Here is a 23,193-nt window from a genome sequence, read left to right on the forward strand (position 1 = left end):
GTTGGTTGCTGACGGCAGCTCAAACCACCCGCGTGGGTGGCGGGTTGCGGAACGGTGTGAGGTGGCGCACAACCAGAGTTCGGCAGGTTCCTGACAAGCGTCAAGATCTAGACAGGCGTATGGATGAACAGAGTTCGACCAGCGGAGGTTCGGAGGTTCCTCCAAGTGGACCGTGAAGACGGTCCGTTCAGGAAGGAAGGCGCGACGGGTCGCGCGGCGTGGGGGGCAACGGCCCCGGCCCCTTGATCCTGCGGATGATCGGCGAGGTCTCCATGTGCCGTACCGCGGGCAGCGCGGCGATCCGCGTCGTCAGATAGGTGTACAGCGCGGAGACGCCCTCGCACACCACGGTGGCCATCAGGTTGCTGGGCCCGGTGGTCGCGCACGCGAACGCGACCTCGGGGTGGTCCGCGAGCGCCTGGCCCGTGGCGGCCAGGTCGGAGGGCGGCACCGACAGCCACAACACGGCCGTGATGTCGTACCCGAAGATGCGCTGACGCTGATCGACGTCGAAGTACAGCGTGCCGTCGGCGCGCAGCGCGGCGAGCCGGCGGCGCACCGTCGACTGCGACCAGCCGGTGGCGCCGGCGAGTTCGGCCAGCGGCGCCCGCCCGTCGCGCGCCAGGACCGCCAGCAGCTTCCGGTCCCCGTCGGTCAGGGGCCCGGCGGAACCCCCGCGGTGGTCCGCCCCCGGGGCGGCGAGCCGTGCCGCCTGCCCGGGGCTCAGCGCACCGGACTTGTTGACCAAACCCTGCGCACCGCCGAAGAACTGGTGCAGGACACAGTGCGCGCTCACCCCCGTCACCCGGGGCGTATGGGGCAGTTTGCGCAGCAGCAGCGCGTCGCTGTCCTGGCCGGACGCCGCCCGCGTCGTCGCGACGACCTCGGTACCGTCCGACAGCACATGCACCCAGGAGGTGTCGGTGCGGCGGGCCAGCGCCTCGGCGACCGGCACCGCGGCGTCCGGCAGGCACTGCACCCGCACCATCCACGCCACCTCGCCGACCGCCATCGGGTCGGTCAGGCCCAGCACCCGGATCGCCCCCGTCGTCCGCAGCCGGGTGTAGCGGCGCGCCACGGTCTGGTCGGAGACGCCCAGCACCTCGGCGATGCGGCTGAAGGGGGCCCGGCCGTCGAGCTGGAGGGCGTGCACCAGCGCCCGGTCCAGGTCGTCGTACGCGTCGGATTTCACCGCTCAAAGCTAGCCCGTGTCGGATAACGCCACCAGGCCCGGGCCGGCTGGAGGTGGAACCGGCACCTTGGCGACGGTGAGGGCCGTGGGGCCACGGCGACGGGCCGGCCCCGGCTACCTCTCGGAGACTCCCCATGCGCAGCACATGGTGGCCACTGGCCGCCATCACACTCGGCAACTTCATGCTGCTGATAGACGTGACCATCGTGAACACCGCGCTGCCCCAGGTGGCGCACGGACTCGACGCGTCCTTCGCCTCCCTGCAGTGGGTGATGGACATCTACGCGCTGGCGCTCGCCGCGCTGCTCATGGTGGCCGGTTCGGCGGCCGACCTCTTCGGACGGCGGCGGCTGTATCTGCTCGGCCTCGCCGTCTTCGCCCTCTCCTCGCTGATCTGCGGGCTCGCCCCCGACGCCGGGGTGCTGATCGCCGCCCGCGCGGTCCAGGGCGCCGGGGCGGCGGCCATGTTCGCCACCAACACACCGCTGCTGATGGCCACCTACACCGGACGTGCCCGCGGCATCGCCTTCGGGGTGTGGGGCGGTACGAGCGGGGCGGCCGCAGCGGTCGGCCCGGTACTGGGCGGGGTGCTCACCGAGTACGTCGGCTGGCGGGCCATCTTCCTGGTCAACCTGCCGCTGACGGCGATCGCGGTGTGGATCACGGTCCGTACGGTCGGCGAATCGCGCGGGGCGCCGGGGGCGCGCATCGACTGGCCGGGCGCCGCCTTCTTCACCGCGTGCGCCGGTGCGCTGACGTACGGGCTGATGCGGGGCGGCGAGGAGGGCTGGTCCGACACCGGGGCGGTCGTCGCCCTGGCCGGTGCCGCGCTCGCGCTGATCGTCTTCGTCGCGGTGGAGCGCGGGGCCCGGCAGCCCCTGCTCGACCTGCGGCTTCTGCGCCGCCCGTCCTTCGCGGTACTGATGGCCGCGGCCCTGCTGCTCCAGGCGGCGGCCTTCCCGTACCTCACCTACGCCGGGCTGTGGCTGCAGTCCGTACTCGGCATGAGCCCGGTACGGGCGGGGCTCGCGGTGACCCCGATGGCGGGCGTCTCGCTGCTCGTCGGAGCGATGGGCGGGCGCCTGCTGGAGAAGGTCGCGCCGGGGCGCACGCTCGGCGGCGGACTGTTGCTCGTAGGGGCGGGTGCGCTCGTCAACGCCACGCTGGTGGACGCCACGTCGGACTGGACGGCCTTCGCCCCCGGCCTGGCGCTCGCGGGTCTCGGCATCGGTCTCGCCATGCCGGTTCTGGTGTCGGCGGCCCTCGGCGCCGCCCCGCCCGAGCGGGCGGGCATGGCCAGCGGCGCGGTGAACACCTTCCGCCAGCTGGGATACGCGCTCGGCATCGCGGTCCTGGGCACGGTCTTCTCGTCGCGGGTACGGGACGTGGTCACCGACAGCGGCACCGTCCCGCCCCGGGCCTCCGGCCGGGCGGCCGACGCGATCAGCGGCGGTCACGCCGACGCCGTCATCACCGCCGCCCCGCCGCACCACGCGGCCGCGGCGCGCTCGCTGGTCCACGAGTCGTTCGCCGCCGGCCTCGACCGGATCTGCGTGATCTCGGGCATCACGGCCCTGGCGGCGGGCCTCCTCGTCCTCGCCGTCGTCCGCGGCCGCCCCAGGCCCCCGGCCCCCGCCGGGCCACGGGCCGAACCGTCCCCGACGGAGCCGGTGGCGGCGTGAGCGCTCACCCATCCGGACGCGCGCGTCAACACGGCGGAATAGCGTAACCCTGCTGCAGTCGCATCGTTGTTCTAGATGCGCGTTATGCGCGGAGGCAACGCGAGTTCGAGCTTCGGACGGGCGACGGATCGCCGGATGGCACGGCGGTTGGGTCTGAAAGAGGTATGGCAGCCTCCGCTCCTGGTCCCTGGATACGGGCGGCCATTGGTCCCTGGCTAGTGGGGCACGACACCACCCGTATCCACACCGGAAGGCACACCTATGCCTACGCCACCCGAGACCGCACTGCTGGAGTCGCGCGCGCTGCGCGACAGCGTGATCGAACGGACCGACGTCCTCGACAAGGTCAAGATCCTCGCCATGCTCCCCGACGGGGTACACGTCACCACACGCATCGTCGCGGCGTACTTCGAGGTTGGGGAAGAAGCCATCAAGAGCCTGGCCAAGCGACATCGGGAAGAGTTCCAAAGCAACGGGATGCACACACTCCGGGGCCCTGACCTGCAAGTCTTTGAAAGGTCCAACTTGGACCTTTCAGATTCGAGTTATCCACAGGGGCGCGCTCACCTCACCCTCTACCCCCGTCGCGCGGTGCTCAACATCGCCATGCTGCTACGTGACAGCGATATCGCCAGGCGGGTACGGATGTATCTGCTCGACGTCGAGGCGCAGGCCCGGTCAGGGCAAGAGTCCGGCGCCGGGCGGCTTCCGCTCGAACAGATCCTGACCGAGCGGCTGCTGGAGGGGCCGATCGGTAACCGCCTCGACGCCGTCGAATCGCGGCTGGCCGATGTCGGTTCGGCGCTGCGGGAGCTGACCCCGTGGCTGGCCAGGATGTCGGCCCGGCTGGACGGCATGGACCAGCGGCTCGACGCGCACGGCCGGGTGATCTGCGCCATGAGCGAGCGGCTCTGCGACCTCGGCGAGGACATGAAGGAAGTCCGCCGGGATGTCGCCCGGCTCAAGGTCGCGGTGGAGCCCGGGCGTGCGGTCCGGGGCAAGGGGCGGCGTCGGCGGTAGGCACCGCCTGCTCGGTGGGCCGGTGCTCGTCCGGCCCACCGGGCACGGTAGGTGGCATAGCCATCTAGGTTGTAGGATGACTGGGCAACCGGTTGAATCGAGGATGGAGCTACAGGACATGGCCTTGCGTGCCGCCGGGCGGCAGTCGCTCGTCGACACCGTCGTGGAGCAGTTGCGCGCACAGCTCGCCGAGGGCGAGTGGCGGGTCGGCGATCGCGTCCCGACCGAGCACGCGCTCGCCGAGCAGCTCCAAGTCGGCCGGAACACGGTCCGGGAGGCGGTTCGCGTCCTCGTGCACGCCGGAATGCTCCAGTCCAGGCAGGGCGAGGGCACCTTCGTGATGTCCACCACCGACCCGGCCGAGGTCATGCGGGACGTACGGCGCGCCGGGATCCGGGACGTGCTGGAGCTGCGCATCGCGCTGGAGGCGGAGGGCGCCCGGCTCGCCGCGCTCCGGCATCAGCCCGGCGATCTGGCGCGGATGCGCGCGGCGCTGGCCTCGCAGGCGGCCTTCGAGGACGCCGAGGGGCAGCCGGAGTCCGGCAGCCATGAGCTGTACGCGGCGCATGACGTCGCGTTCCACACCGCCGTGGTCGACGCCGCGCACAACGCCGCGCTGAGCGCCACGTACGGCTGGTTCAGCAGCTCGGTGCGCGATGCGCTGGTGGCGTCGCTCGGCGACCGCGAGATGCCGCGCATCGTGCCCGGCGACCACCACGCCCTCATCGACACCATCGCGTCGGGCGACCCGACGGCTGCCGAGGACGCGGCGCGGGCCCTGCTGGAGACGCCGAAGCGCGCCGTCGAGACGCTGCTCGCCAACGACTGAATTTCACTTCACCACCCCCACCACCACCACGGAACGGAGCTGTCCTTGTCACGCCCGCACACCCCCGCCCCCGAGGCCGAGGCCGAGCCGCTGCTCGTCGACGCCGAGACGGATCTGCGGCCGACCCCGGAGGTGACCGCCGCCCGGCGCACGCTGCGCGCCCACCCGGCGCTCGTCCTGGTCGGCGTCGTGCTGGCGTCCCTCAACATGCGCGCCTCGCTCGCCGGGGTCTCCCCGCTGCTCGGCGAGATCAGCGGGGACTTCGGGCTGAGCGCGACCACGGGCAGCCTGGTCACCACGATTCCGCTGATCTTCATGGGGGTGGCCTCGCCGCTCGCGCCGCGGCTGGCCCGGCGCTGGGGCACCGAGACCGTGCTGCTGGCGGCGCTGGTGCTGCTGGGCGGCGGGATCCTGCTGCGCGTCGCGCCGCCGCTGGTCGCGCTGTTCGCCGGGTGCGCCCTGGTCGGCAGCGGGATCGCGCTGCTGAACGTGCTGATGCCGGGCCTGATCAAGCGGGACTTCCCGGACCGTGCGGCGGCCATGACCGCCCTCTACACGACCGCGATGATCGCCGGAGCGACCACCTCCGCCGCGGCCGCCGTCCCGCTGGAGAACGCGCTCGGCGGGTGGCGCGGCTCCCTCGCCTCCTGGTCGCTGCTGGCCGCCGTCGCGGCGCTGCTGTGGCTCCCGCAGGCGGTGCTCGCCCGGCGCGGTACGCAGCACGGTCAGGCCGCCGCGACGCCGGTCCGCGACAGGGACGGCAAGGGGGACAAGGGCACGCTGTCCCGTTCGCCGCTGGCCTGGCAGGTGACGCTGTTCATGGGGCTGCAGTCGCTGATGGCGTACGTCACCATCGCCTGGATGCCGACGATCCTCACCGACCACGGCATGGACAAGGCCACCGCCGGTCTGGTCTTCGCCTTCAGCACGCTGGTGCAGATGTCCGGTTCGTTCGTGGTGCCGCTGCTGGCCGGGCGGATGCGCTCGCAGCGGCTGCTGGCGGTCGTGGTGGCCGGAATGATGGCGGCCGGGGTCACCGGGCTGCTGCTGGCCCCGGTGACCGGGGCCTGGGCGTGGGCGGCGCTGATCGGTGTGGGGCAGGGCGGCACGGTGGGGCTCGCGCTCACCTTGATGGTGCTGCGGACCGGGGATGCCCACACCTCGGCGCGGCTGTCGGGGATGGCGCAGACCTGGGGGTATCTGCTGGCCGCCGCGGGCCCGCTGGCGCTCGGCGCGGTGCACCAGGCCACCGGCGGCTGGACGCTGCCGCTCCTGCTGATGCTCGCGGTGTGCGCGGCGCTGGCCCTGCTGGGGCTGGGCGCGGGGCGCGACCGCAAGATCGCGTCCTGACGCCGACACAGCGGGGCGGCGGTCGTCACGACGACCGCCGCCCCGGGGGATACCGGCCGCCTCGTCAATCGCCGGCGGCCGCAGACGACCGTGACGCGCTCACTCCTCCCCGGCGAGGGTGAGGGAGCGCATCTTCTGCCCCGCGTACCAGGTGGCGGCCCCGGTCACGACGATCAGCAGGATGACGCCGGTCGTCAGGCCCACGTCCGAGGTGACCGCCTCGTCCGTGATCTTCTGGGCGATCGCCAGCGACCACTGCTGGACGCTGAGGGTCTTGGCCCCGGCCACCAGGCTGCCGAAGAAGGCCTCCCAGACCAGGGCGTAGACCAGGCCGAAGACGACCGCGTGCCGGGTGATCGTGCCCAGCAGCAGGAAGATCGCGCTGTAGGCGACGGACGCCACGGCGGCGGCCACGGCGTAGCCGACCGCCAGGTTGTGTCCGTTGCCGTTGAGGATGAAGCCCGCCAGCAGGGTGGGCAGGGCCGAGAAGGCGACCGTGACGCCGATCGCGACGATCAGCTTGGTGACGATGATCGTGGGCCGCTTCACCGGCTTGGCCAGCAGATAGATGACCGAGCCGTCGTCGATCTCCGGTCCGATCGCCCCGGTCCCGGCGATCACGCCGATCAGCGGGACCATGGTGGCGATCGCGAAGCCGCCCAGGACGGAGTTGGCGGTGGAGTCGTCGACTCCGGTCAGCAGCCGTACGGCGAGCGAGATGGCCACCAGCAGTGCGGGCAGCAGGAAGAGGATCAGCGCGCGGCGGCGGCCGAGCAGGGCTCGGTAGGTGAGCCGGGCGACGGTGGGATGGTAGAGCGCGGGCATCGCAGGGGCTCCTTTCAGGCCGCGACGAGGTAGGAGAACACGCTCTCCAGGGACTCGTCGGAGGGCGAGACCGTGAGGAGCCTGATGCCCTGTTCACGGGCGACGCGGGGCAGCAGTTCGGTGAAGCGTGTGAAGTCGACGGCCTGGATGTGGAGTCCGCCGTCGGCGCCGTCGCTCGCGTCCACCTGGATTCCGGCGGTCGACGGGTCGGCGATGAGGGCGGCGGCGAGCGCGCGGTCGTCGCTGGACCGTACGAGATAGCGGTGCGGACGGTCCGTCATCAACCGGCGGATCTTGCGGAAGTCGCCGGAGGCGGCGTGCCGTCCCGCGACGATCACCTCGATGTGCGAGGCCAGTTGCTCGACCTCCTCCAGGATGTGCGAGGAGAACAGCACGGTGCGGCCCTCCGCGCCCATCCGCCGCAGCAGCTCCATCAGCTGCATCCGCTGGCGCGGGTCCATGCCGTTGAACGGCTCGTCGAGGAGCAGCACCGACGGCTCGTGGACCAGGGCGGAGGCCATCTTCACGCGCTGGCGCATGCCCTTGCTGTACGTGGAGATCTTGCGCGCCCCCGCGTAGTCCATCTCGACGGTGTCGAGCGCCTTGCGGGCGGCGGCGCGGGGGTCGGGCAGTCCGTGCAGCTCGGCGTTGGCGATGACGAACTCGCGGCCGGTGAGGAAGTCGTACATCCCCTCGCGCTCGGGGACGATGCCGATGTGGCGGTAGGCCTGCTCGTTGCGCCAGATCGCGGCGCCGTCGAGGGTGACGCTGCCGGTGGAGGGGGCCAGGAAGCCGCCCATCATGTTGATGAGGGTGGACTTCCCCGCGCCGTTGGGGCCGAGGAGCCCGGTGACCCCGGGGCCGATCGTCATGGTCACGTCGTTGACGGCCACGACGTTCCCGAACCAGCGCGAGACGTTGTCGATGGCGATCGTGGTCACAGCCCGACCTTTCGGTAGCGGCGCAGCAGCAGCCCGAACGAGCCTGCGATCAGGCCGAGGAGGACGAGGACGTAGACGGCGCCGGGCCCGGTACCCGGGCCGAAGCCGCCGGGAAAGGAGGAGCCGGCGCCGAGGAACGCCGTCTGCACCCCGTCGATGATCGTGATCGGCGAGAACAGTCCGAGCCAGCGCACCGGGCCGGTGGCGTCCTGGGCGAAGGCGATGGCCTGGACGGTGGACACCGCGCCGTAGGAGATGGTCAGCACGGCGATGACGGCGGCGACGCCGAAGCCGCGCCGCGGGGTGGCCGCGGCGATGACCAGGCTGATGCCGGCGAAGAGGAGCGAGAGCAGACCCACGGAGACCAGTCCTTGCGCGAAGCCCTTCGTCTGGTCGGCGAAGTCGAGCTTGGCGAGCAGGGCCCCGGCGTACAGGATCACCAGGGGCGAGGCGGTGAGCAGGAAGAGGGCGGAGGCCATGGCGCCGAACTTGGCCACCACGTAGTCCACCGTCTCGATCGGGCGCGAGAAGTAGAGCGGGATCGTCTTGAACCGCAGATCGCGGGAGACGGCCTGCGGCGCCTGGGCGGCGATGTACAGGCCGATGACCGCCTGGAGCATGATCGCGTAGCGGGTGTACTCGACCGGGAGCTTCTTGAGGTCGGTGGCGATGGCGACCGAGACGATGATCGCCGCGGGCACGCACATGACGGCGAACAGCAGCATCGGCGCGACCTTGGACTTCCCGGAGCGGCCGAGGCCGTAGGCGCCGCGCAGGGTCTGCGCGAAGAGCGAGCGGCGGGCGTAGGCGCGGCCGAGCCGGGGGCCGTCGTAGTGGCGGTAGCCGATGTTGTGAATGACGTCGGCACGCTGCTGGGGCACGGTCTCAGACGGCATCGACGGCACCTCCGTTTCCCTTGCTGGTCCCGTTCGCGACGCCCTCGCTGCCGCTGTCGGCGTCTTCGGAGCTGAAGATCTCGGCGATGCGGTGGCGGCGCTGCTCCATGCGGATCAGGCCGAGGCCGAGACCGGCGATGGCGTCCCGGACCGTGTCGTACGTCTCCTCGCCCGCGACGTCCACGAGCAGCAGGTGGTCGGAGGCCGGCGCCCCGTCCGCGCCGCGGAGCGCGGGCGAGGCGGTGAGCCCGGCCCGGTCCAGGGCGGCGCGCAGCGCGGCGGTGCCGTCCGGGTGCTCGTCGGTGTCGGTCACCTCGACCGCGAGGGAGGCCGTCACCTGGGTGAAGTCGCTGGTGGAGCTGGAGCGCAGCAGCTTGCCGCCGTCGATGACGACGACGTGGTCGCAGGTGCGCTCCAGCTCACCGAGCAGGTGCGAGGTGACCAGGACCGAGATGCCGAAGTCGGTGTGGATGCGGCGGATCAGGCCGAGCATGTCGTCGCGGCCGACCGGGTCGAGGCCGTTGGTCGGCTCGTCCAGCAGGACCAGCTTCGGGTCGTGCACCAGCGCCTGGGCGAGCTTGACGCGCTGCTTCATCCCGGTCGAGTAGCCGCCGATGGGGCGATATCGCTCCTCGTACAGCCCGACGTGGCGCAGCGTGTCGGCGGTGCGCTCGCGGGCGGCGGACGGCGGCAGGCCGGACATGCGCGCCATGTGGACGACGAACTCCGTCGCCGACACGTCCGGCGGCAGGCAGTCGTGCTCGGGCATGTAGCCCACGCTCTCGCGGATGGCGCTGCCCTCGGTGGCGACGTCGAGGCCGAGGACGGCGGCGCGGCCCTCGCTGGCTGGGGACAGCCCGAGCAGGATCTTGATCAGGGTCGACTTGCCGGCGCCGTTGGCACCCACCAGGCCCGTGACGCCCGGTGTGATGTCGACGGACAGCCGGTCGAGCGCGGTGACCCTGGGGAACCGCTTGCTCAGGCTTTCGGTGGCGATCACAGTCACGTGTTCGACGGTAGTGGTGTGAGCCACAGTCCACGTCACCCCAGACGGCTGGATTTCCCTACTCCTCGGGTCTGACACGCCCGTAGGGGGGAGGGGGTGCCTCTCCGGCGGCGTGCTGAGGCTTCACGCCCGGGCGGTGTCCGGGGCGAGCCGGGCCCGGGCGCGCTCGGGGTAGCGAGCGGTGAACAGGACCGGCAGGACGAACCCGGCGGCCTGCACCACCAGCGGCACCCAGCTGCCCAGACCGGCGGCCACCGAGGCGGCCAGCGCCGCGGCGGTCAGGGTGAAGGCGACCGCCCAGACCGAGGAGATCACCACGTTGATCCGCCGGAACACGGCGGTGTGCCACACCTCGCGCGGCGCCTGCCGCCGGGCGATACCGGTGGTGAAGGGGTGCCCGACCACGAGCGTCGCCCAGGCGGTGACGGCCAGCCAGCCCATCGACAGCCCCCCGCCGTACTCCTTCAGACCGCTGTCGGGGTGGGCGAAGGCCCAGACGGTCAGCGCCGCGAAGAACAGCACCGTGCTGGCCTCCAGGATCAGGGCGTCCGCGGCCACGCCCTCCCTGCGGTACTGGACCAGCAGCCAGCCGCCCAGCACCAGCCCGGCCAGCGCGCCCCACTGCCAGCCCAGCATCGACACGAAGGCGAAGGCGATCCATGGGGCAAAGCCGCGCAGGTAGGTCATGTCCGCTCCCCGTTGGTCGCTCGTGAGTCCCGCCGACGAGGCCCTGACGAGCCGCGGCGTCGGCCCCGTTGACTCCGCGCGTGCCCCCGGCGGCCATGCGAAAACCCCCCGCGGGCGTCAGAGCCCGGGCGCGCCCCACACCGGGAACCACCGGCTCAGGTCCTGCTCGATCCGCAGATCGTCCCCCAGCAGCGCCCGGGCCTGGAGTTCCAGGGCGTTGTCCCGCTTCTCGGCGGCGCCCGGCAGCGGGGCGAACGGATAGAACGTGCCGCGCTTGTACAGGTAGACCAGCGCGAGCGAACGCCCCGCCGCCTCGCGGAAGCCGAGCAGCGAACACAGCAGCTGCGGGCCGAACCCGCCGTCCTGGAGCAGGGTGTTGACCGCGTGCAGGTCGTTCACCAGGGCCGCAACGTCGTCCGGCGGCTGCCGGGCCAGCAGCCAGGTGTAGCCGTATCCGTCCTGGCTGAACTCCACGGGCACCCCGCCCCGGTCGGTGTCCGCGTCCAGCAGCTCCCGTACGTCCTGCTGGAGTCGGCCGAAGGCGCCGCCCTCGACGCTCGCGAAGCAGACCGACCCGAGTCCGGTCGGGGTGAACCCGGCCCCCGCCTCCAGGGTGACGGCGGCCGACGGCAGCCCGAAGAGCTGGTCGAGGTCGGGTCGTACGGGCTTGCTGCGGCCGAGGATGATGTCGAGGAGTCCCACGCGCCCTCAGCTCCTCCCCGGCTGGCCCAGCTGGGCGGCGATGCGCCCGAGCTGCCCGATCCGCTGCTCCAGCGTCGGGTGCGAGGACAGCAGCCGGCTGAGGCTCTCCCCGGAGAGGGCGGGGGCGAAGAAGAAGGCGTTGAACGGCTCGGCCTTGCGCAGGTCGCGGGTCGGGATGCGGGCCATCTGCCCGGTCACCTTGGTGAGGGCGGCGGCCAGTGCCGAGGGGCGGCCGGTCAGCAGGGCACCGGCCCGGTCGGCGGACAGCTCGCGGTAGCGGGACAGCAGCCGGGTCAGCAGAAAACTGATCATGTACACCACGGCGCTGACCAGCGGGATCAGCAGGACCGCTATACCTACGTTGTTGTTGCGGCTGCTGCGGGACAGCCCGCCCCACAGGGCGGCCCGGGTCATGATGCCCGCCAGCACGCCGAGGAACGAGGCGATGGTCATGACCGCCACATCGCGGTGCGCGACATGGGACAGCTCATGGGCGAGGACGCCTTCGAGCTCGTCCGGCTCCAGCCGCCGCAGCAGCCCCGTCGTCGCGCACACCAGCGCGTTCTTCTGGCTGCGGCCGGTCGCGAACGCGTTCGGCACATCGGTGTCGGCGATCGCCACCCGCGGCTTCGGCATGTCGGCCAGCGCGCAGAGCCGGTCCACCGCGCCGTGCAGCTCGGGCGCCTGCTGCGGGGTGACCTCCCGGGCGCCCATGCTGAACGCCGCGATCCGGTCGCTGAACCAGAACTGCGCGACGAACAGCCCGCCCGCGATGAGCAGGATCAGCGGCCAGGCACCGCGCAGCAGCGCGATCAGCACACCGACGAAGACCACGTAGAGCAGGCCGATGAAGAACATGGTCATGACCATGCGGGTGGTCAGCCCGCGGTCGGGGGCATAGCGGGTATGCGGCATGGGTGCCTCCACGGTCACTGCGGCAGCGGGGAGCCTCTACACCCGATTCTGCTCCTCATTCCGGCCTTCGCCGCATTTGCGGCACCCACGGAATTCCCGGCATACCCGCCGGAACCCGGCTCAGAGGGCGGCGACCCGCTCCGCGCCCTCGGTGGCGATCTTCTCGAAGACCCCGGGGTCGGCCGCGAAGACCGAGTCGGCGATCGGCCAGTGCAGCACGATCTCGTCGATGCCCAGCCGCGCGTGCTCGCCCGCGAAGTCGACGAAGGCATCCACCGAGCTGAGCGGACGGGTCCCGTCCGGGGTGAAGCCGGTGAGCAGGATCTTGTGCGGCTCGTCCGCGTCCCGCCCGGTCTCGGCGCACGCCTTGCCGAGCCGCTCGATCTGGCGGCCGATGGCGGCCAGCGAATCGGCGGGCGTGCCCGTCTCGAAGAGCTTCGGGTCGCCCGTGGTCACCCACGCCTGCCCGTACCGCGCCGCCAGCCGCATCCCGCGCGGGCCGGTGGCCGCGACCGCGAACGGCAGCCGGGGCCGCTGCGCGCAGCCGGGGATGTTGCGGACCTCGCGCGCGCTGTAGTACTCGCCCTCGTGGCTCACCACGTCGTGCGTCAGCAGCCGGTCGAGCAGCTCGACGAACTCGCCGAACCGGTCCGCCCGCTCCCGCGGCGTCCACGCCTCCTCCGCGCCGCGCAGCAGCGCCGTCGCGTCGAAGCCGGAACCGCCCGCGCCGATGCCGAGCGTGACGCGCCCGCCGGAGATGTCGTCCAGCGAGATCAGCTCCTTGGCGAGCGTCACCGGGTGCCGGAAGTTGGGGGAGGTGACCAGCGTGCCCAGCCGCAGCCGGGAGGTCGCCGCGGCGGCCGCCGTCAGCGTCGGCACCGCCCCGAACCAGGGCCCGTCGCGGAAGCTGCGCCAGGACAGGTGGTCGTAGGTGTACGCCGCGTGGAAACCCAGCTCCTCGGCGCGCCGCCATAGCTCCCTGCCGCCGTCGGCCCAGCGGTGGACGGGCAGGATCACGGTGCTCACTCGCATGACGTCGAGCCTAAGCGGTGCCGGTGACAGCGGCGCACGGCCCGGCCCCGGAAGGGCCGCGGAGCACGGTCGAGCGCCCTTCCCGCACCCATGAGCGGCCCATGCGGGAGGATGGTTGCCGTGACTCCAGCGATCGAGCAGCCCGAGAACCCGGCCCCCGGCCGTTCCTCCTCCGCCCCGCCCCGGCCCCGGCTGATCGCCACCGACCTCGACGGCACGCTGCTGCGGGACGACAAGACGGTCTCCGACCGCACCATCGCGGCGCTCGACGCGGCCGAGCGGGCGGGCATCGAGGTGTTCTTCGTCACCGGCCGCCCGTCCCGCTGGATGGACGTGGTCAGCGCCCATGTGCACGGGCACGGCCTGGCGATCTGCGCGAACGGCGCCGCCGTGGTCGACCTGCACCAGGGCGGGCTGCTGGTCGAGGTCCGCCCGCTGGCCGCCGACCGGGCGCTGGCCGTCGTGGAGACGCTGCGCCGGGCCGCCCCCGGCACGTCCTTCGCGGTCGAGCGCAGCGGCGGCATCTTCTACGAGCCGGAGTACCCGCCCTTCCACCTCGACCCCGGCGCGATCATCGCCCCCGCCGAGAAGCTGCTCGACGACGGCTTCCAGCACGCCGACACCCCGGTCCTCAAGCTGCTCGCGCACCACAAGGAGCTGGCCCCCGACGCCTTCCTCCGGCTCGCCCGCACCGTCGCGGGCGACCACGGCGACTTCACCCGCTCCAGCCCCTCCGCCCTGCTGGAGGTCAGCGGCCCGGGCGTCAGCAAGGCCTCCACCCTGGCCATGTGCTGCGCCGAGCGCGGCATCGCCGCGGAGGAGGTCGTGGCGTTCGGCGACATGCCCAACGACCTGGAGATGCTGACCTGGGCGGGCACCTCGTACGCGATGGCCAACGCCCACCCGGAGGTGCTCGCCGCGACCACGCACCGCACCGGCGCCAACACCGAGGACGGCGTCGCCGCCGTCATCGAGCGGATCCTGTCCCGGTGAGAACCGGCACCGCCCCCGGCCGCCGAGGCCGGGGGCGGGTGTCCGGCCGGGGCCGGTTTACCAGAAGATGACGGCGTACCCGTTGCCGCCCGTGGTGCCGTTGTCGCCCGCGGTGCCCGGGGTGGTGCCGCCGCTGGCATCGCCGCCGGCGCCGCCGTTGCCGCCCGCGCCGGTGTTCGTCAGGGGAAGCCCCACGATGCCGTCGACCGCGTCGCCGCCCTCGCCGCCGTCGACGCCGGACTCACCGCTCTCACCGGTCCGGTTGACCGCGTAGATGCTGTTGCAGGCACCGGTGCCCCCGGCGCCCCCGGCGCCCGGCGTACCCGCGGTCGCACCGGTCGCCCCACCGCCGGCGCCGCCACCGAGACCGCCGCCGGCGATGAGCTGGGTACCGCTGAGGGAGGCCAGGCTCGTCGCGCCGCCGTTACCACCGGCCGTACCCGTGGTGCCGGTCGCGGTACCGCCGGCACCACCGGGGCCGGCGGTACCGCCGGTACCCAGGTCAACCGTGTAGGTGGCGAACGCCGTGACCGGGATGACGCACCAGGTGAAACCGCCGGCCCCGCCGCCACCGCCGGTGCCACCCGCGGCGGCGCTGCTGGCGCCACCACCGCCGCCACCGCCGCCGCCCGCGCCCCATGCCTGGATGTGCACCGAGGTGACCCCCGGAGGCGGCGTGAAGGTGCCGTCCGCGGTGAACTCCTGCACCCCGTGAATGATGGTCGGCGGCTTCGGCGGCCTGGGGTAGCCTCCGCCGGTCATCGCGGTGTCGTCCGCCTGGGCGGGCGCCATGGTCAGCAGCTGACTGGAAACGGCCGCCGCGGTCGCGACGGAGGCGAAGAAGACCCGGCGGCGCGTCCGGGAGCGCTGAGGAGTGGGACTCTGGCTGTTCACGTGATGACTTCCTTCCCCGCAAGGAGCTGTCGCGGAGTGTGAAGGGATACGGAGGACCGAGCGGCCCGCGAGGCTCATCCCATCCGCGCTTCCGGAAGCCCGCATTCTGACGGACCGATAGTTGGACCGCGTAGGTGAGGAGTTGGGCTGCCCGGGCGACGTACGCCCTACAGTGGCACCTGCCAGACCACCGTCGTACCGCCCCCGCTCTCCGCTCCGAGGCCCGGCCCGTAGGTGCTCGACCCGCCCAGCGCCTCCGCCCGCCGGGCCAGGTTCGCGAGCCCGCTGCGCCGCCCGCCCGCCGGAACCCCCACCCCGTCGTCCGCGACCGTCAGCCGCACCGCCGGGCGCCCGTCGGCGAGCCGCGCCGTCACGTCCACGACCACCTCGATGCGCGTCGCCCGGGCATGCCGGAAGGCGTTGGACAGCGCCTCGCGCAGCGCCGCGATGAGACTGCTCCCGGCCGGTTCGCCGACCCTCGTGTCGACCGGGCCGATGAAGCTGAGCGACGGCTGGAAACCGAGCGGCACCGCGGCCGCCCCCACCTCCCGCAGCACCCGGGTACGCACCCCGGACGGCGCGCTCTCCGGACCCTGCTGCAGCGCGAAGATCGCCGTCCGTATCTCCCGGATGGTGGCGCCCAGTTCTCCGGCGGCCCGCTCGACCTGTTCCCCCACCTCCGGCGCCTGCGCGTGGCGCCGCACGCTCTCCAGCAGCATCCCCGTGGCGAACAGCCGCTGGATGACCAGATCGTGCAGATCGCGGGCGATCCGGTCCCGCTCCTCCAGCACCGCCAGCCGCTCCCGGTCGCGCTGCGCCTCGGCGAGCACCAGCGCGACCGCGGCCTGCGCCGCGAACTGGAGGGCGAGCCTGCGCTCGGTGGCGGTGAACGGCCGGGCGCCGGGGTCGCGCGGGGTCGCGAGCACGCCCAGCACCCGGTCGCCGCCGCTCAGCGGCAGCATCATGTTCGGCCCGTAGCGGCCCAGGACACCGGCGACCGGGCGGGGTTCGGCGGCCGGGTCGTCGATGAACACCGGCTCCCCGGCCAGCAGCCGCGGCACGGCCGGGGACCGGGCCGGGACGACCGTGCCGAGCAGCGCGGTCCCCCGCGGCGGATCCGCGGCGTCCACCGCCACGACCTCCAGCCCACCGCCCTCCTCCGGCACCAGCACGATGCCCGCCGCCGAACCGGCCAGATGACGCGCCTTCTCCGCCACCACCACCAGGGCGTCCTCGGCGTCGCCGGACAGCAGGGAGTGGGTGACGGCCACCGAACCGTCGATCCACCGCTCCCGCTGCCGGGTCGCCTCGTGGAAGCGGGCGTTGCCGATGGCGATCCCCGCCTCCGTCGCCAGCACCTTGACCAGGTGCAGATCGGGCACGCTGAACTCCCCGCCGTCCCGCTTCTCGGCGAGGCACAGATGGCCGAAGACCTCGTCCCCGACCCGGATCGGCACCCCGAGGAAGGACCGCGGCAACGGATCGGCCGGCAGCAGCCCCGCCCCGGCGGACCGCCCGGCGAGCAGCGAGCGGCACCGCGCCCGGTCCGCCTCGGTCACCCCGTACGTGATGACGTCGGCGAGTCCCTGGCCCGCCGCGTCGTTCACGCCGATCGCCGCGCACCGCGCGTCCGCCAGCTCGGCCGCGGTCTCGGCGATCCGGTCGAGGACCACGCGCAGCTCCAGGCCGGTGCCGATGGAGCGCATCGCCTCCAGCAGCCGCGGTACGCGCGCGGTCAGCTCGGTGGACAGCCCCTGGAGCCCACGCGTCGCCTCCGCGGCGATGTCCAGGGGGTCCGGTGAGGGTGCCGAGGCCGCCATGGTCCGAGCCTATTTTTTCCCCGCCCGATCCGCCTCCGGGGCGCCCCCGGCTGCTCAGGCGGGGGTGCCGGAGGCCGCGGCGAGTGCCACGCGGTGGGGTCCGGCCTCCGCGGCCTCGCGCTCCAGCATGCGGCGGAACGGCCCGTCCGCCGCGGCCAGTTCCGCGTACGGGCCGCGCTGCACCGCACGTCCGCCGTCGAGCACGATCACCTCGTCGACCGCCTCAAGGCCCGCGAGCCGGTGGGTGATCAGCACGGTCGTACGGCCCCGGGTCGCCGTCAGCAGGTCGGCGGTCAGCGCGTCGGCCGTCGGCAGGTCCAGGTGCTCGGCGGGTTCGTCCAGCACCAGCACCGGGAAGTCCGCCAGCAGCGCGCGGGCCAGCGCGAGCCGCTGCCGCTGGCCGCCGGAGAGCCGGGCGCCCAGCTCGCCGACGTGGGTGTCGAGACCGTCCGGCAGTCCGTCCACCCACTCCAGCAGCCGCGCGGCGGCCAACGCCGCGCGCAGCTCGTCCTCGCCCGCGCCGGGGCGTGCGAGCCGCAGGTTCTCCCGCAGCGAGCTGTCGAAGATGTGCGCGTCCTGGGCGCACAGCCCGACCAGCCGCCGCACCGCGTCCCCGTCCACGGCCGTCGCGTCCCGGCCCGCCAGGGTGTACGTACCGCTCTCGGCGTCCAGGAAGCGCAGCAGCACCTGGGCCAGCGTGGTCTTGCCGGAGCCGGACGGGCCGACGACCGCGACCCGGCGGCCCGGGCGCAGCTCCAGGTCGAACCCGTCCAGCGCCCGGGTGCGCTGCCCCGCGTGGCGCGCCGACAGCCCGCGCACCACCAGCGGGCAGGCCGTCCGGGGCGGTTCCCCGGTGCCGCCGTCCCGTACCGGAAGCGGCGCGTCGATCACCTCGTACACCCGCTCGGCGGCCCGCCGCACCCGCTGCCGGTGCTGCACCGCGAGTGGCAGCCCGGCGACCGCCTCGAAGGCGGCCAGCGGCGTCAGCACCACGACGGCCAGCCACACCCCGTGGATCCGCCCGTCGGCCACCGCCCCGACCCCGGCCCACGCGGCGACGGCGACGGTCAGGCCGCATACGAGGGCGGACAGCCCGGCGCCCGCGCCGGTGGCGGCGGCGCCCCGCCGGGCGATCCGGGTGAGCACCCCGTCGGCCCGCCGCACCGCGTCCAGCCGGCGCGGCAGCGCACCCGCCACCGTCAGCTCGGCGGTTCCGGCCAGCAGATCCACCACCTGCGCCGACAGCGCGCCGCGCGCGGGCGACAGGCGGCGCTCCGCGCGCCGGGCGAGCGCGCCCGACACGGCGGGCACCACGGCCCCCGCCACCAGCAGCCCGACGGCGAGCACGGCCCCGGCCCCGGGCAGCACCCAGGCGGTGAACGCGACCGAGGCAGCGCTCACGACCAGCGCCGCGCCGACCGGCAGCAACCAGCGCAGGAAGTAGTCCTGGACGGCGTCCACATCGGCCACCAGCCGGGAGAGCAGATCCCCGCGCCGGGTCTCCTTCAGCCCCGCGGGCGCCAGCCGCTCCAGCCGCCGGTAGACGGCGACCCGCAGCTCGGCCAGCACCCGGAGCACGGCGTCGTGCGAGACCAGCCGCTCGGCGTAGCGGAAGACGGCCCGGCCGATCCCGAACGCCCGCGTCGCGGTGACCGCCACCATCAGGTACAGCACCGGAGGCTGCTGCGACGCCCGCGCGATCAGCCACCCGGATACGGCCATCAGCCCGACGGCGCTCAGCAGCGCGAGGCTCCCGAGCAGCAGCGCGAGCCCGAACCGCCCCCGCCCGCCCCGCGCGGCGCCCCGCACCCGCCGCAGCGCGCCGGAGGCGGCGGTCGGCTCCGCCGAGGTGTCCGGGCTGTCCGCCGCCGGCTGATACGGCACGGTGGGCCCGGCCGTGTTCGCCGCCGCGTCGTCCGGTTCCGCCGGGCGCGCCTCGGCACGCGAGGGAGCGGCCGTCCGCGCGGCGGCCGTGCCGTCCCCGCTCCCGGCCGCAGGCCCGGTCGGCAGGGCGATGACGCGGTCGGCCAGCGGCAGCAGCGCCGGGCGGTGGACGACCAGGAGGACCGTGCGGCCCTCGGCCAGCCGCCGCACCGCGTCGACGACCGCCGCCTCCGTCGCACCGTCGAGGTTCGCGGTGGGCTCGTCCAGCAGCAGCACCGGGCGGTCGGCCAGGAAGGCGCGGGCCAGGGCGATCCGCTGGCGCTGGCCCGCGGACAGGCCGGCGCCCATCTCGCCGAGCCGGGTCCCGGCCCCCTCCGGCAGCGCGGAGACGAAGCCGAGGGCGTCGGCCTGCCGCAGGGCGTCACGCACCGCGTCGTCGTCGGCGTCGGGCCGCGCCAGCCGGACGTTCTCCGCGATGGTCCCGGCGAACAGATAAGGACGCTGCGGCACCCAGGCGATCTGGCGGCGCCAGCTCTCGGGGTCGAGCGACGCCAGGTCGCGGCCGCCCGCCAGCACCCGGCCCCCGGACGGTTCCGCGAAGCCCAGCACGGCGTTCAGCAGGGTCGTCTTGCCCGCGCCGCTGGGGCCGGTGATCGCCACCGTCTCCCCGGGCCGGACCTCGAACGAGACCGGGGCCAGCGAGGCCGCGGCGCGCCCGGGGTGACGGACGGTCAGCCCGTCGACCGTGAGCGCGGCGCGCCGGGCGTCGGGCGCCGGCAGCGTACCGGCGGCGGCCGGTTCCCGCTCCAGCACGGCGAACGCCTCGTCCGCCGCCGCCAGGCCCTCGGCCGCCGCGTGGTACTGCGCGCCCACCTGCCGCAGCGGCAGATACGCCTCGGGCGCGAGGACGAGCACCATCAGCCCGGTGTACAGGTCCAGTTCGCCGTGGACGAGCCGCATACCGATGCCGACCGCGACCAGCGCGACGGACAGCGTGGACAGCAGCTCCAAGGCGAAGGAGGACAGGAAGGCGAGCCGCAGCGTCTTCAGCGTGGCCCGCCGGTAGTCGGCGGTGATGGACCGGATCGCGGCGGCCTGGGCCTTGGCCCGGCCGAAGACCTTGAGGGTGGGCAGTCCGGCGACGACGTCGAGGAAGTGGCCGGACAGCCGGGACAGCAACCGCCACTGGCGGTCCATCCGGGACTGGGTGGCCCAGCCGATGAGCACCATGAACAGCGGGATCAGCGGCAGGGTGGCGACGATGACCACCGCCGAGACCCAGTCGGCGGTGACGATCCGGGCGAGCACCGCCGCCGGGACCACCACCGCGAGACCGAGCTGGGGCAGATAGCGGGCGAAGTAGTCGTCCAGCGCGTCGATGCCACGGGTGGCGAGGGTGGTGAGTTCGCCGGTGCGCTGGGAGTCCAGCCAGCCGGGCCCCAGCCGCACGGCCCGCTCCAGGAGCCTCAGCCGCAGCTCCGACTTGACCGCGGCGCTCGCCCGGTGCGCGGCCAGCTCGGTCAGCCAGGAGACGGCGGCCCGGCCCCCGGCGATCAGCGCCAGCCAGATCAGCGGCGTGGTCAGGGCACCGGTGCCCTCGCCTCGCTGGAACGCCCCCACCACGATCTCGGCGATCAGCATGGCCTGCGCGATGACGAGCCCGGCCCCGGCGAGCCCCAGCGCCACGGACGCCGCCAGGAAGAACCGGGTCGCCCGCGCGTACCGGAGCAGCCGGGGGTCGATTGGTTTCACGTGAAACACACCACCTGAAGCATCGCGTGCGTCAGTGCGCGGCGGGGATGTGCTGGGTGCCGATGCGCTTGCGGAAGACCCAGTACGTCCACGCCTGGTAGGCCATGATCAGCGGCATCATGATGACCCCGACCCACGTCATGATCTTCAGCGGATACGCGCCGGCGGCCGCGTTCGCCGCCGTCAGGCTCCACTTCGGATCCAGCGACGAGGGCATGACGTCCGGGAAGAGCGCCAGGAAGAGCATCGCGACCGACGCCGCGATGGCCACTCCGGACAGGCCGAACGCCCAGCCCTCGCGCCCCCGCGCGTTCATCACCAGGGCCGCGGCCAGCGCCGCCACCACGACGGCCACCGCGACCAGGCTGCGCCCGTTGCCGCTGTCGGCCTGGGTCCAGCCCAGGAACGGCAGCGCGGCCACGGCCGCGACGGGGCCGAGCCAGGCCGCGTACCGGCGCGACCGCGCCCGGATGTCCCCGGCCGTCTTGAGCGCGGCGAAGACCGCGCCGTGGAAGGTGAACAGCAGCAGCGTGACCAGCCCGCCCAGCAGGGCGTACGGGGTGATCAGGTCGCCCAGGCCGCCCACGTAGTTCTTGTCCGGCCCGATCGGCACCCCGTGCACCAGGTTGGCGAAGATCGCGCCCCACAGGAACGCGGGGAGCAGCGAGCACCAGAAGATCGTGTACTCCCAGTTGCGCTGCCAGCGGTCCTCGGCGCGCTTGTGCCGGTATTCGAAGGCGACGCCGCGCAGGATCAGACAGACCAGGATGGCCAGCAGCGGCAGATAGAAGCCGCTGAAGAGCGTCGCGTACCAGTCGGGGAAGGCGGCGAAGGTGGCACCGGCGGCCGTGATCAGCCAGACCTCGTTGCCGTCCCACACCGGCCCGATGGTGTTGATCAGCACACGGCGCTCGGTGCGGTCCCGGGCGAGCAGCTTGGTCAGCACGCCGATGCCGAAGTCGAAGCCCTCGAGGAAGAAGTAGCCGGTCCACAGGAAGGCGATCAGCAGGAACCAGAAGTCGTGAAGGTGCATGAGTCTCTCCGGCCGTCAGTACGCGCTCAGTACGCGAAGGTCAGCGGCTTGTCGGCGTCGTCCTCCGCGGCGGACCCGCCGCCCGGCCCACCGGGGCCACCCGAGGGCAGCCGCAGCTTGGGGTCCTCGGCGGGCGGCTTCTCGTCGGTGTCCGGCCCGGCCTTGGCGTACTTGGCCAGCAGCCGCACCTCGATCACGGCGAGCACGCCGTACAGCAGCGTGAAGACGCCGAGCGAGATGAGGACCTCGGTCTGGCTCACCCCGGGGGAGACCGCGTCGGAGGTCTTCATCAGCCCGTACACCGCCCAGGGCTGGCGGCCCATCTCGGTGAAGATCCAGCCGAAGGAGTTGGCGATCAGCGGGAAGCCCATGGTGAGGATGCCGATGCGCCAGGACCACTTGGTGAGCAGCGGGCTCATCTCGCGCGTCCTGGTGAGCATGAGCCGGGGGACCTCGTCCTCGGCGGTGCGGAAGGCGGGGTCGAGCCAGCGCTTCTTCCGGGTCGTCCACAGCCCGATGACTCCGGCGGCGAACGAGGTCATGCCGAAGCCGATCATCAGCCGGAAGCCCCAGAAGGTCATGAAGATGCTGGGGATGTAGTCCCGGGGTTCACCGCCGTAGGCGGCGGCCTCCTTCTGGGCGACGTCGTTGATGCCGGGGACGGCGTCGGTGAAGTTGCTGTGCGCGAGGAAGGACAGCGCCGCCGGGACCTCCAGCTCGACGCTGTTGTGCCCCTTGCTGACATCGCCCACCGCGAAGACGGAGAAGGGCGCGGGCGCCCGGGTGTCCCACAGCGCCTCCGCCGAGGCCATCTTCATCGGCTGCTGCTCGAACATCACCTTGCCGAGCGAGTCACCGCTGATCGCGGTGGACAGCCCGGCGATGACGGCCACGATCAGACCGACGCGCAGCGAGGCCCGCATCGCCCCGATCTGCTTCTTCTGCTTCGCGTCCGCTTCCTCGCCGCGGAGCTGCTTGCGCTTGGCCCGCCACAGGTGCAGGGAGGCGATGCCGACGACGAAGGCGCCACCGGTGAGGAAGGCGGCGGTGAGCGTGTGGAAGACCACGACCAGGGTGGTGTCCTGGGTCAGCACCGCCCAGATGTCGGTCAGCCGGGCCTTTCCGGTGGCCTTGTCGATGGCGTAGCCGGTCGGGTGCTGCATCCAGGAGTTGGCGGCGAGGATGAAGTACGACGACAGGACGGTGCCGAGCGAGACGATCCAGATGCAGGCGCAGTGGATCTTCTTCGGCAGCTTGTCCCAGCCGAAGATCCACAGGCCGATGAAGGTCGACTCGAAGAAGAAGGCGAGCAGCGCCTCCATCGCGAGCGGGGCACCGAAGACGTCACCGACGAAGCGCGAGTAGTCGGACCAGTTCATGCCGAACTGGAACTCCTGGACGATGCCGGTGACGACGCCCATCGCGATGTTGATCAGGAAGAGCTTGCCCCAGAACTTGGTGGCGTGGAAGTACTTCTCCTTGCCCGTGCGGACCCAGGCGGTTTCCAGCCCTGCCGTGATCGCCGCGAGAGAGATCGTCAGGGGAACGAAGAGGAAGTGGTAGACGGTGGTGATCCCGAACTGCCATCGCGCCAGCGTCTCCGGCGCCAGAGCCAGCTCCACGTGAATCTCTCCTTACGGTCTTGCCGTGCTGCTCCCCCCGAGGCGAGCTTGTGAACGTATTCACATTCACAAGCAATGATACGCACACGCCTTCGCCCCCTCCCACCTGGGGGTGGGA

General features: G+C 72.9%; 19 protein-coding genes. 5 read left to right on the forward strand and 14 right to left on the reverse strand.

Annotated elements, in window-relative coordinates; all coding sequences use genetic code 11:
- Positions 1-187: 187 nt before the first annotated feature.
- Complete coding sequence (locus tag ABZ562_RS12635; protein WP_361477192.1) at positions 188-1,192, reverse strand: Lrp/AsnC family transcriptional regulator; 1,005 nt, start codon at positions 1,190-1,192, stop codon at positions 188-190.
- Between the two features lie 134 nt (positions 1,193-1,326).
- Between ABZ562_RS12635 and ABZ562_RS12640 the strand changes: the two genes are divergently transcribed.
- From ABZ562_RS12640 to ABZ562_RS12655, 4 genes are all read left to right on the forward strand, one after another.
- The gene (locus tag ABZ562_RS12640) at positions 1,327-2,874 is read left to right on the forward strand and encodes an MFS transporter (protein ID WP_361477195.1); all 1,548 of its coding nucleotides are present in this window, start codon (positions 1,327-1,329) and stop codon (positions 2,872-2,874) included.
- Between the two features lie 261 nt (positions 2,875-3,135).
- Positions 3,136-3,894, forward strand: coding sequence for a hypothetical protein (locus ABZ562_RS12645; RefSeq protein ID WP_361477198.1), 759 nt, complete (start codon positions 3,136-3,138; stop codon positions 3,892-3,894).
- Positions 3,895-4,012: 118 nt separating this feature from the next.
- Positions 4,013-4,723, forward strand: a complete 711-nt coding sequence (locus ABZ562_RS12650) for a FadR/GntR family transcriptional regulator (protein ID WP_361477200.1) — start codon at positions 4,013-4,015, stop codon at positions 4,721-4,723.
- 45 nt (positions 4,724-4,768) lie between these two features.
- Positions 4,769-6,073 (forward strand): MFS transporter, encoded by a 1,305-nt coding sequence (locus ABZ562_RS12655; protein WP_361477203.1) that lies wholly within the window; start codon positions 4,769-4,771, stop codon positions 6,071-6,073.
- Between the two features lie 99 nt (positions 6,074-6,172).
- Here ABZ562_RS12655 and ABZ562_RS12660 read toward each other — a convergent pair whose 3' ends face one another.
- The 8 genes from ABZ562_RS12660 to ABZ562_RS12695 all read right to left on the reverse strand — a co-directional run bounded on the left by ABZ562_RS12660 (position 6,173) and on the right by ABZ562_RS12695 (position 13,077).
- A complete protein-coding gene (locus ABZ562_RS12660) occupies positions 6,173-6,898 on the reverse strand; it encodes an ABC transporter permease subunit (RefSeq protein WP_361477206.1) in 726 nt (241 codons plus the stop codon).
- A gap of 14 nt (positions 6,899-6,912) precedes the next feature.
- On the reverse strand, positions 6,913-7,839 hold the full coding sequence (locus ABZ562_RS12665) for an ABC transporter ATP-binding protein (RefSeq protein WP_055546056.1): 927 nt from the start codon (positions 7,837-7,839) through the stop codon (positions 6,913-6,915).
- Complete coding sequence (locus ABZ562_RS12670; protein WP_361477209.1) at positions 7,836-8,735, reverse strand: ABC transporter permease subunit; 900 nt, start codon at positions 8,733-8,735, stop codon at positions 7,836-7,838. Before ABZ562_RS12670 ends, ABZ562_RS12665 begins: the two co-directional genes overlap by 4 nt.
- Positions 8,725-9,768, reverse strand: a complete 1,044-nt coding sequence (locus tag ABZ562_RS12675; RefSeq protein ID WP_361477212.1) for an ABC transporter ATP-binding protein — start codon at positions 9,766-9,768, stop codon at positions 8,725-8,727. The genes ABZ562_RS12670 and ABZ562_RS12675 overlap by 11 nt, the downstream gene beginning before the upstream one ends.
- A 96-nt stretch (positions 9,769-9,864) precedes the next feature.
- Positions 9,865-10,428, reverse strand: coding sequence for a hypothetical protein (locus ABZ562_RS12680; protein WP_361477215.1), 564 nt, complete (start codon positions 10,426-10,428; stop codon positions 9,865-9,867).
- 117 nt (positions 10,429-10,545) lie between these two features.
- The gene (locus ABZ562_RS12685; RefSeq protein WP_361477218.1) at positions 10,546-11,130 is read right to left on the reverse strand and encodes a hypothetical protein; all 585 of its coding nucleotides are present in this window, start codon (positions 11,128-11,130) and stop codon (positions 10,546-10,548) included.
- Between the two features lie 6 nt (positions 11,131-11,136).
- Positions 11,137-12,045: a zinc metalloprotease HtpX gene (htpX, locus tag ABZ562_RS12690; RefSeq protein WP_361477221.1), complete on the reverse strand. Its 909-nt coding sequence runs from the start codon at positions 12,043-12,045 to the stop codon at positions 11,137-11,139.
- A gap of 120 nt (positions 12,046-12,165) precedes the next feature.
- Complete coding sequence (locus tag ABZ562_RS12695; RefSeq protein ID WP_361477224.1) at positions 12,166-13,077, reverse strand: LLM class flavin-dependent oxidoreductase; 912 nt, start codon at positions 13,075-13,077, stop codon at positions 12,166-12,168.
- Between the two features lie 111 nt (positions 13,078-13,188).
- On the opposite strand from ABZ562_RS12695, the gene ABZ562_RS12700 reads away from it, so the two are divergent.
- Positions 13,189-14,070, forward strand: coding sequence for a Cof-type HAD-IIB family hydrolase (locus tag ABZ562_RS12700; RefSeq protein ID WP_361477226.1), 882 nt, complete (start codon positions 13,189-13,191; stop codon positions 14,068-14,070).
- Between the two features lie 57 nt (positions 14,071-14,127).
- On the opposite strand, the gene ABZ562_RS12705 is transcribed toward ABZ562_RS12700, so the two are convergent.
- From ABZ562_RS12705 to ABZ562_RS12725, 5 genes are all read right to left on the reverse strand, one after another.
- Positions 14,128-14,964, reverse strand: coding sequence for a hypothetical protein (locus tag ABZ562_RS12705; protein WP_361477229.1), 837 nt, complete (start codon positions 14,962-14,964; stop codon positions 14,128-14,130).
- Positions 14,965-15,131: 167 nt separating this feature from the next.
- Entirely contained in the window at positions 15,132-16,784 is a 1,653-nt protein-coding gene (locus ABZ562_RS12710) for a GAF domain-containing protein (RefSeq protein ID WP_361477231.1), read from the reverse strand.
- A 54-nt stretch (positions 16,785-16,838) separates the two neighbouring features.
- A complete protein-coding gene (cydD, locus tag ABZ562_RS12715) occupies positions 16,839-20,420 on the reverse strand; it encodes a thiol reductant ABC exporter subunit CydD (protein ID WP_361477234.1) in 3,582 nt (1,193 codons plus the stop codon).
- Between the two features lie 31 nt (positions 20,421-20,451).
- The gene (gene cydB / locus ABZ562_RS12720; RefSeq protein ID WP_361477237.1) at positions 20,452-21,453 is read right to left on the reverse strand and encodes a cytochrome d ubiquinol oxidase subunit II; all 1,002 of its coding nucleotides are present in this window, start codon (positions 21,451-21,453) and stop codon (positions 20,452-20,454) included.
- Between the two features lie 26 nt (positions 21,454-21,479).
- Positions 21,480-23,075 carry a cytochrome ubiquinol oxidase subunit I gene (locus tag ABZ562_RS12725; RefSeq protein ID WP_361477240.1) on the reverse strand — a complete coding sequence of 532 codons (1,596 nt, stop codon included), beginning with the start codon at positions 23,073-23,075 and terminating at the stop codon, positions 21,480-21,482.
- Between the last annotated feature and the right edge of the window lie 118 nt (positions 23,076-23,193).

Source organism: Streptomyces sp. NPDC019937, from assembly GCF_040631655.1.
Classification (GTDB): domain Bacteria; phylum Actinomycetota; class Actinomycetes; order Streptomycetales; family Streptomycetaceae; genus Streptomyces.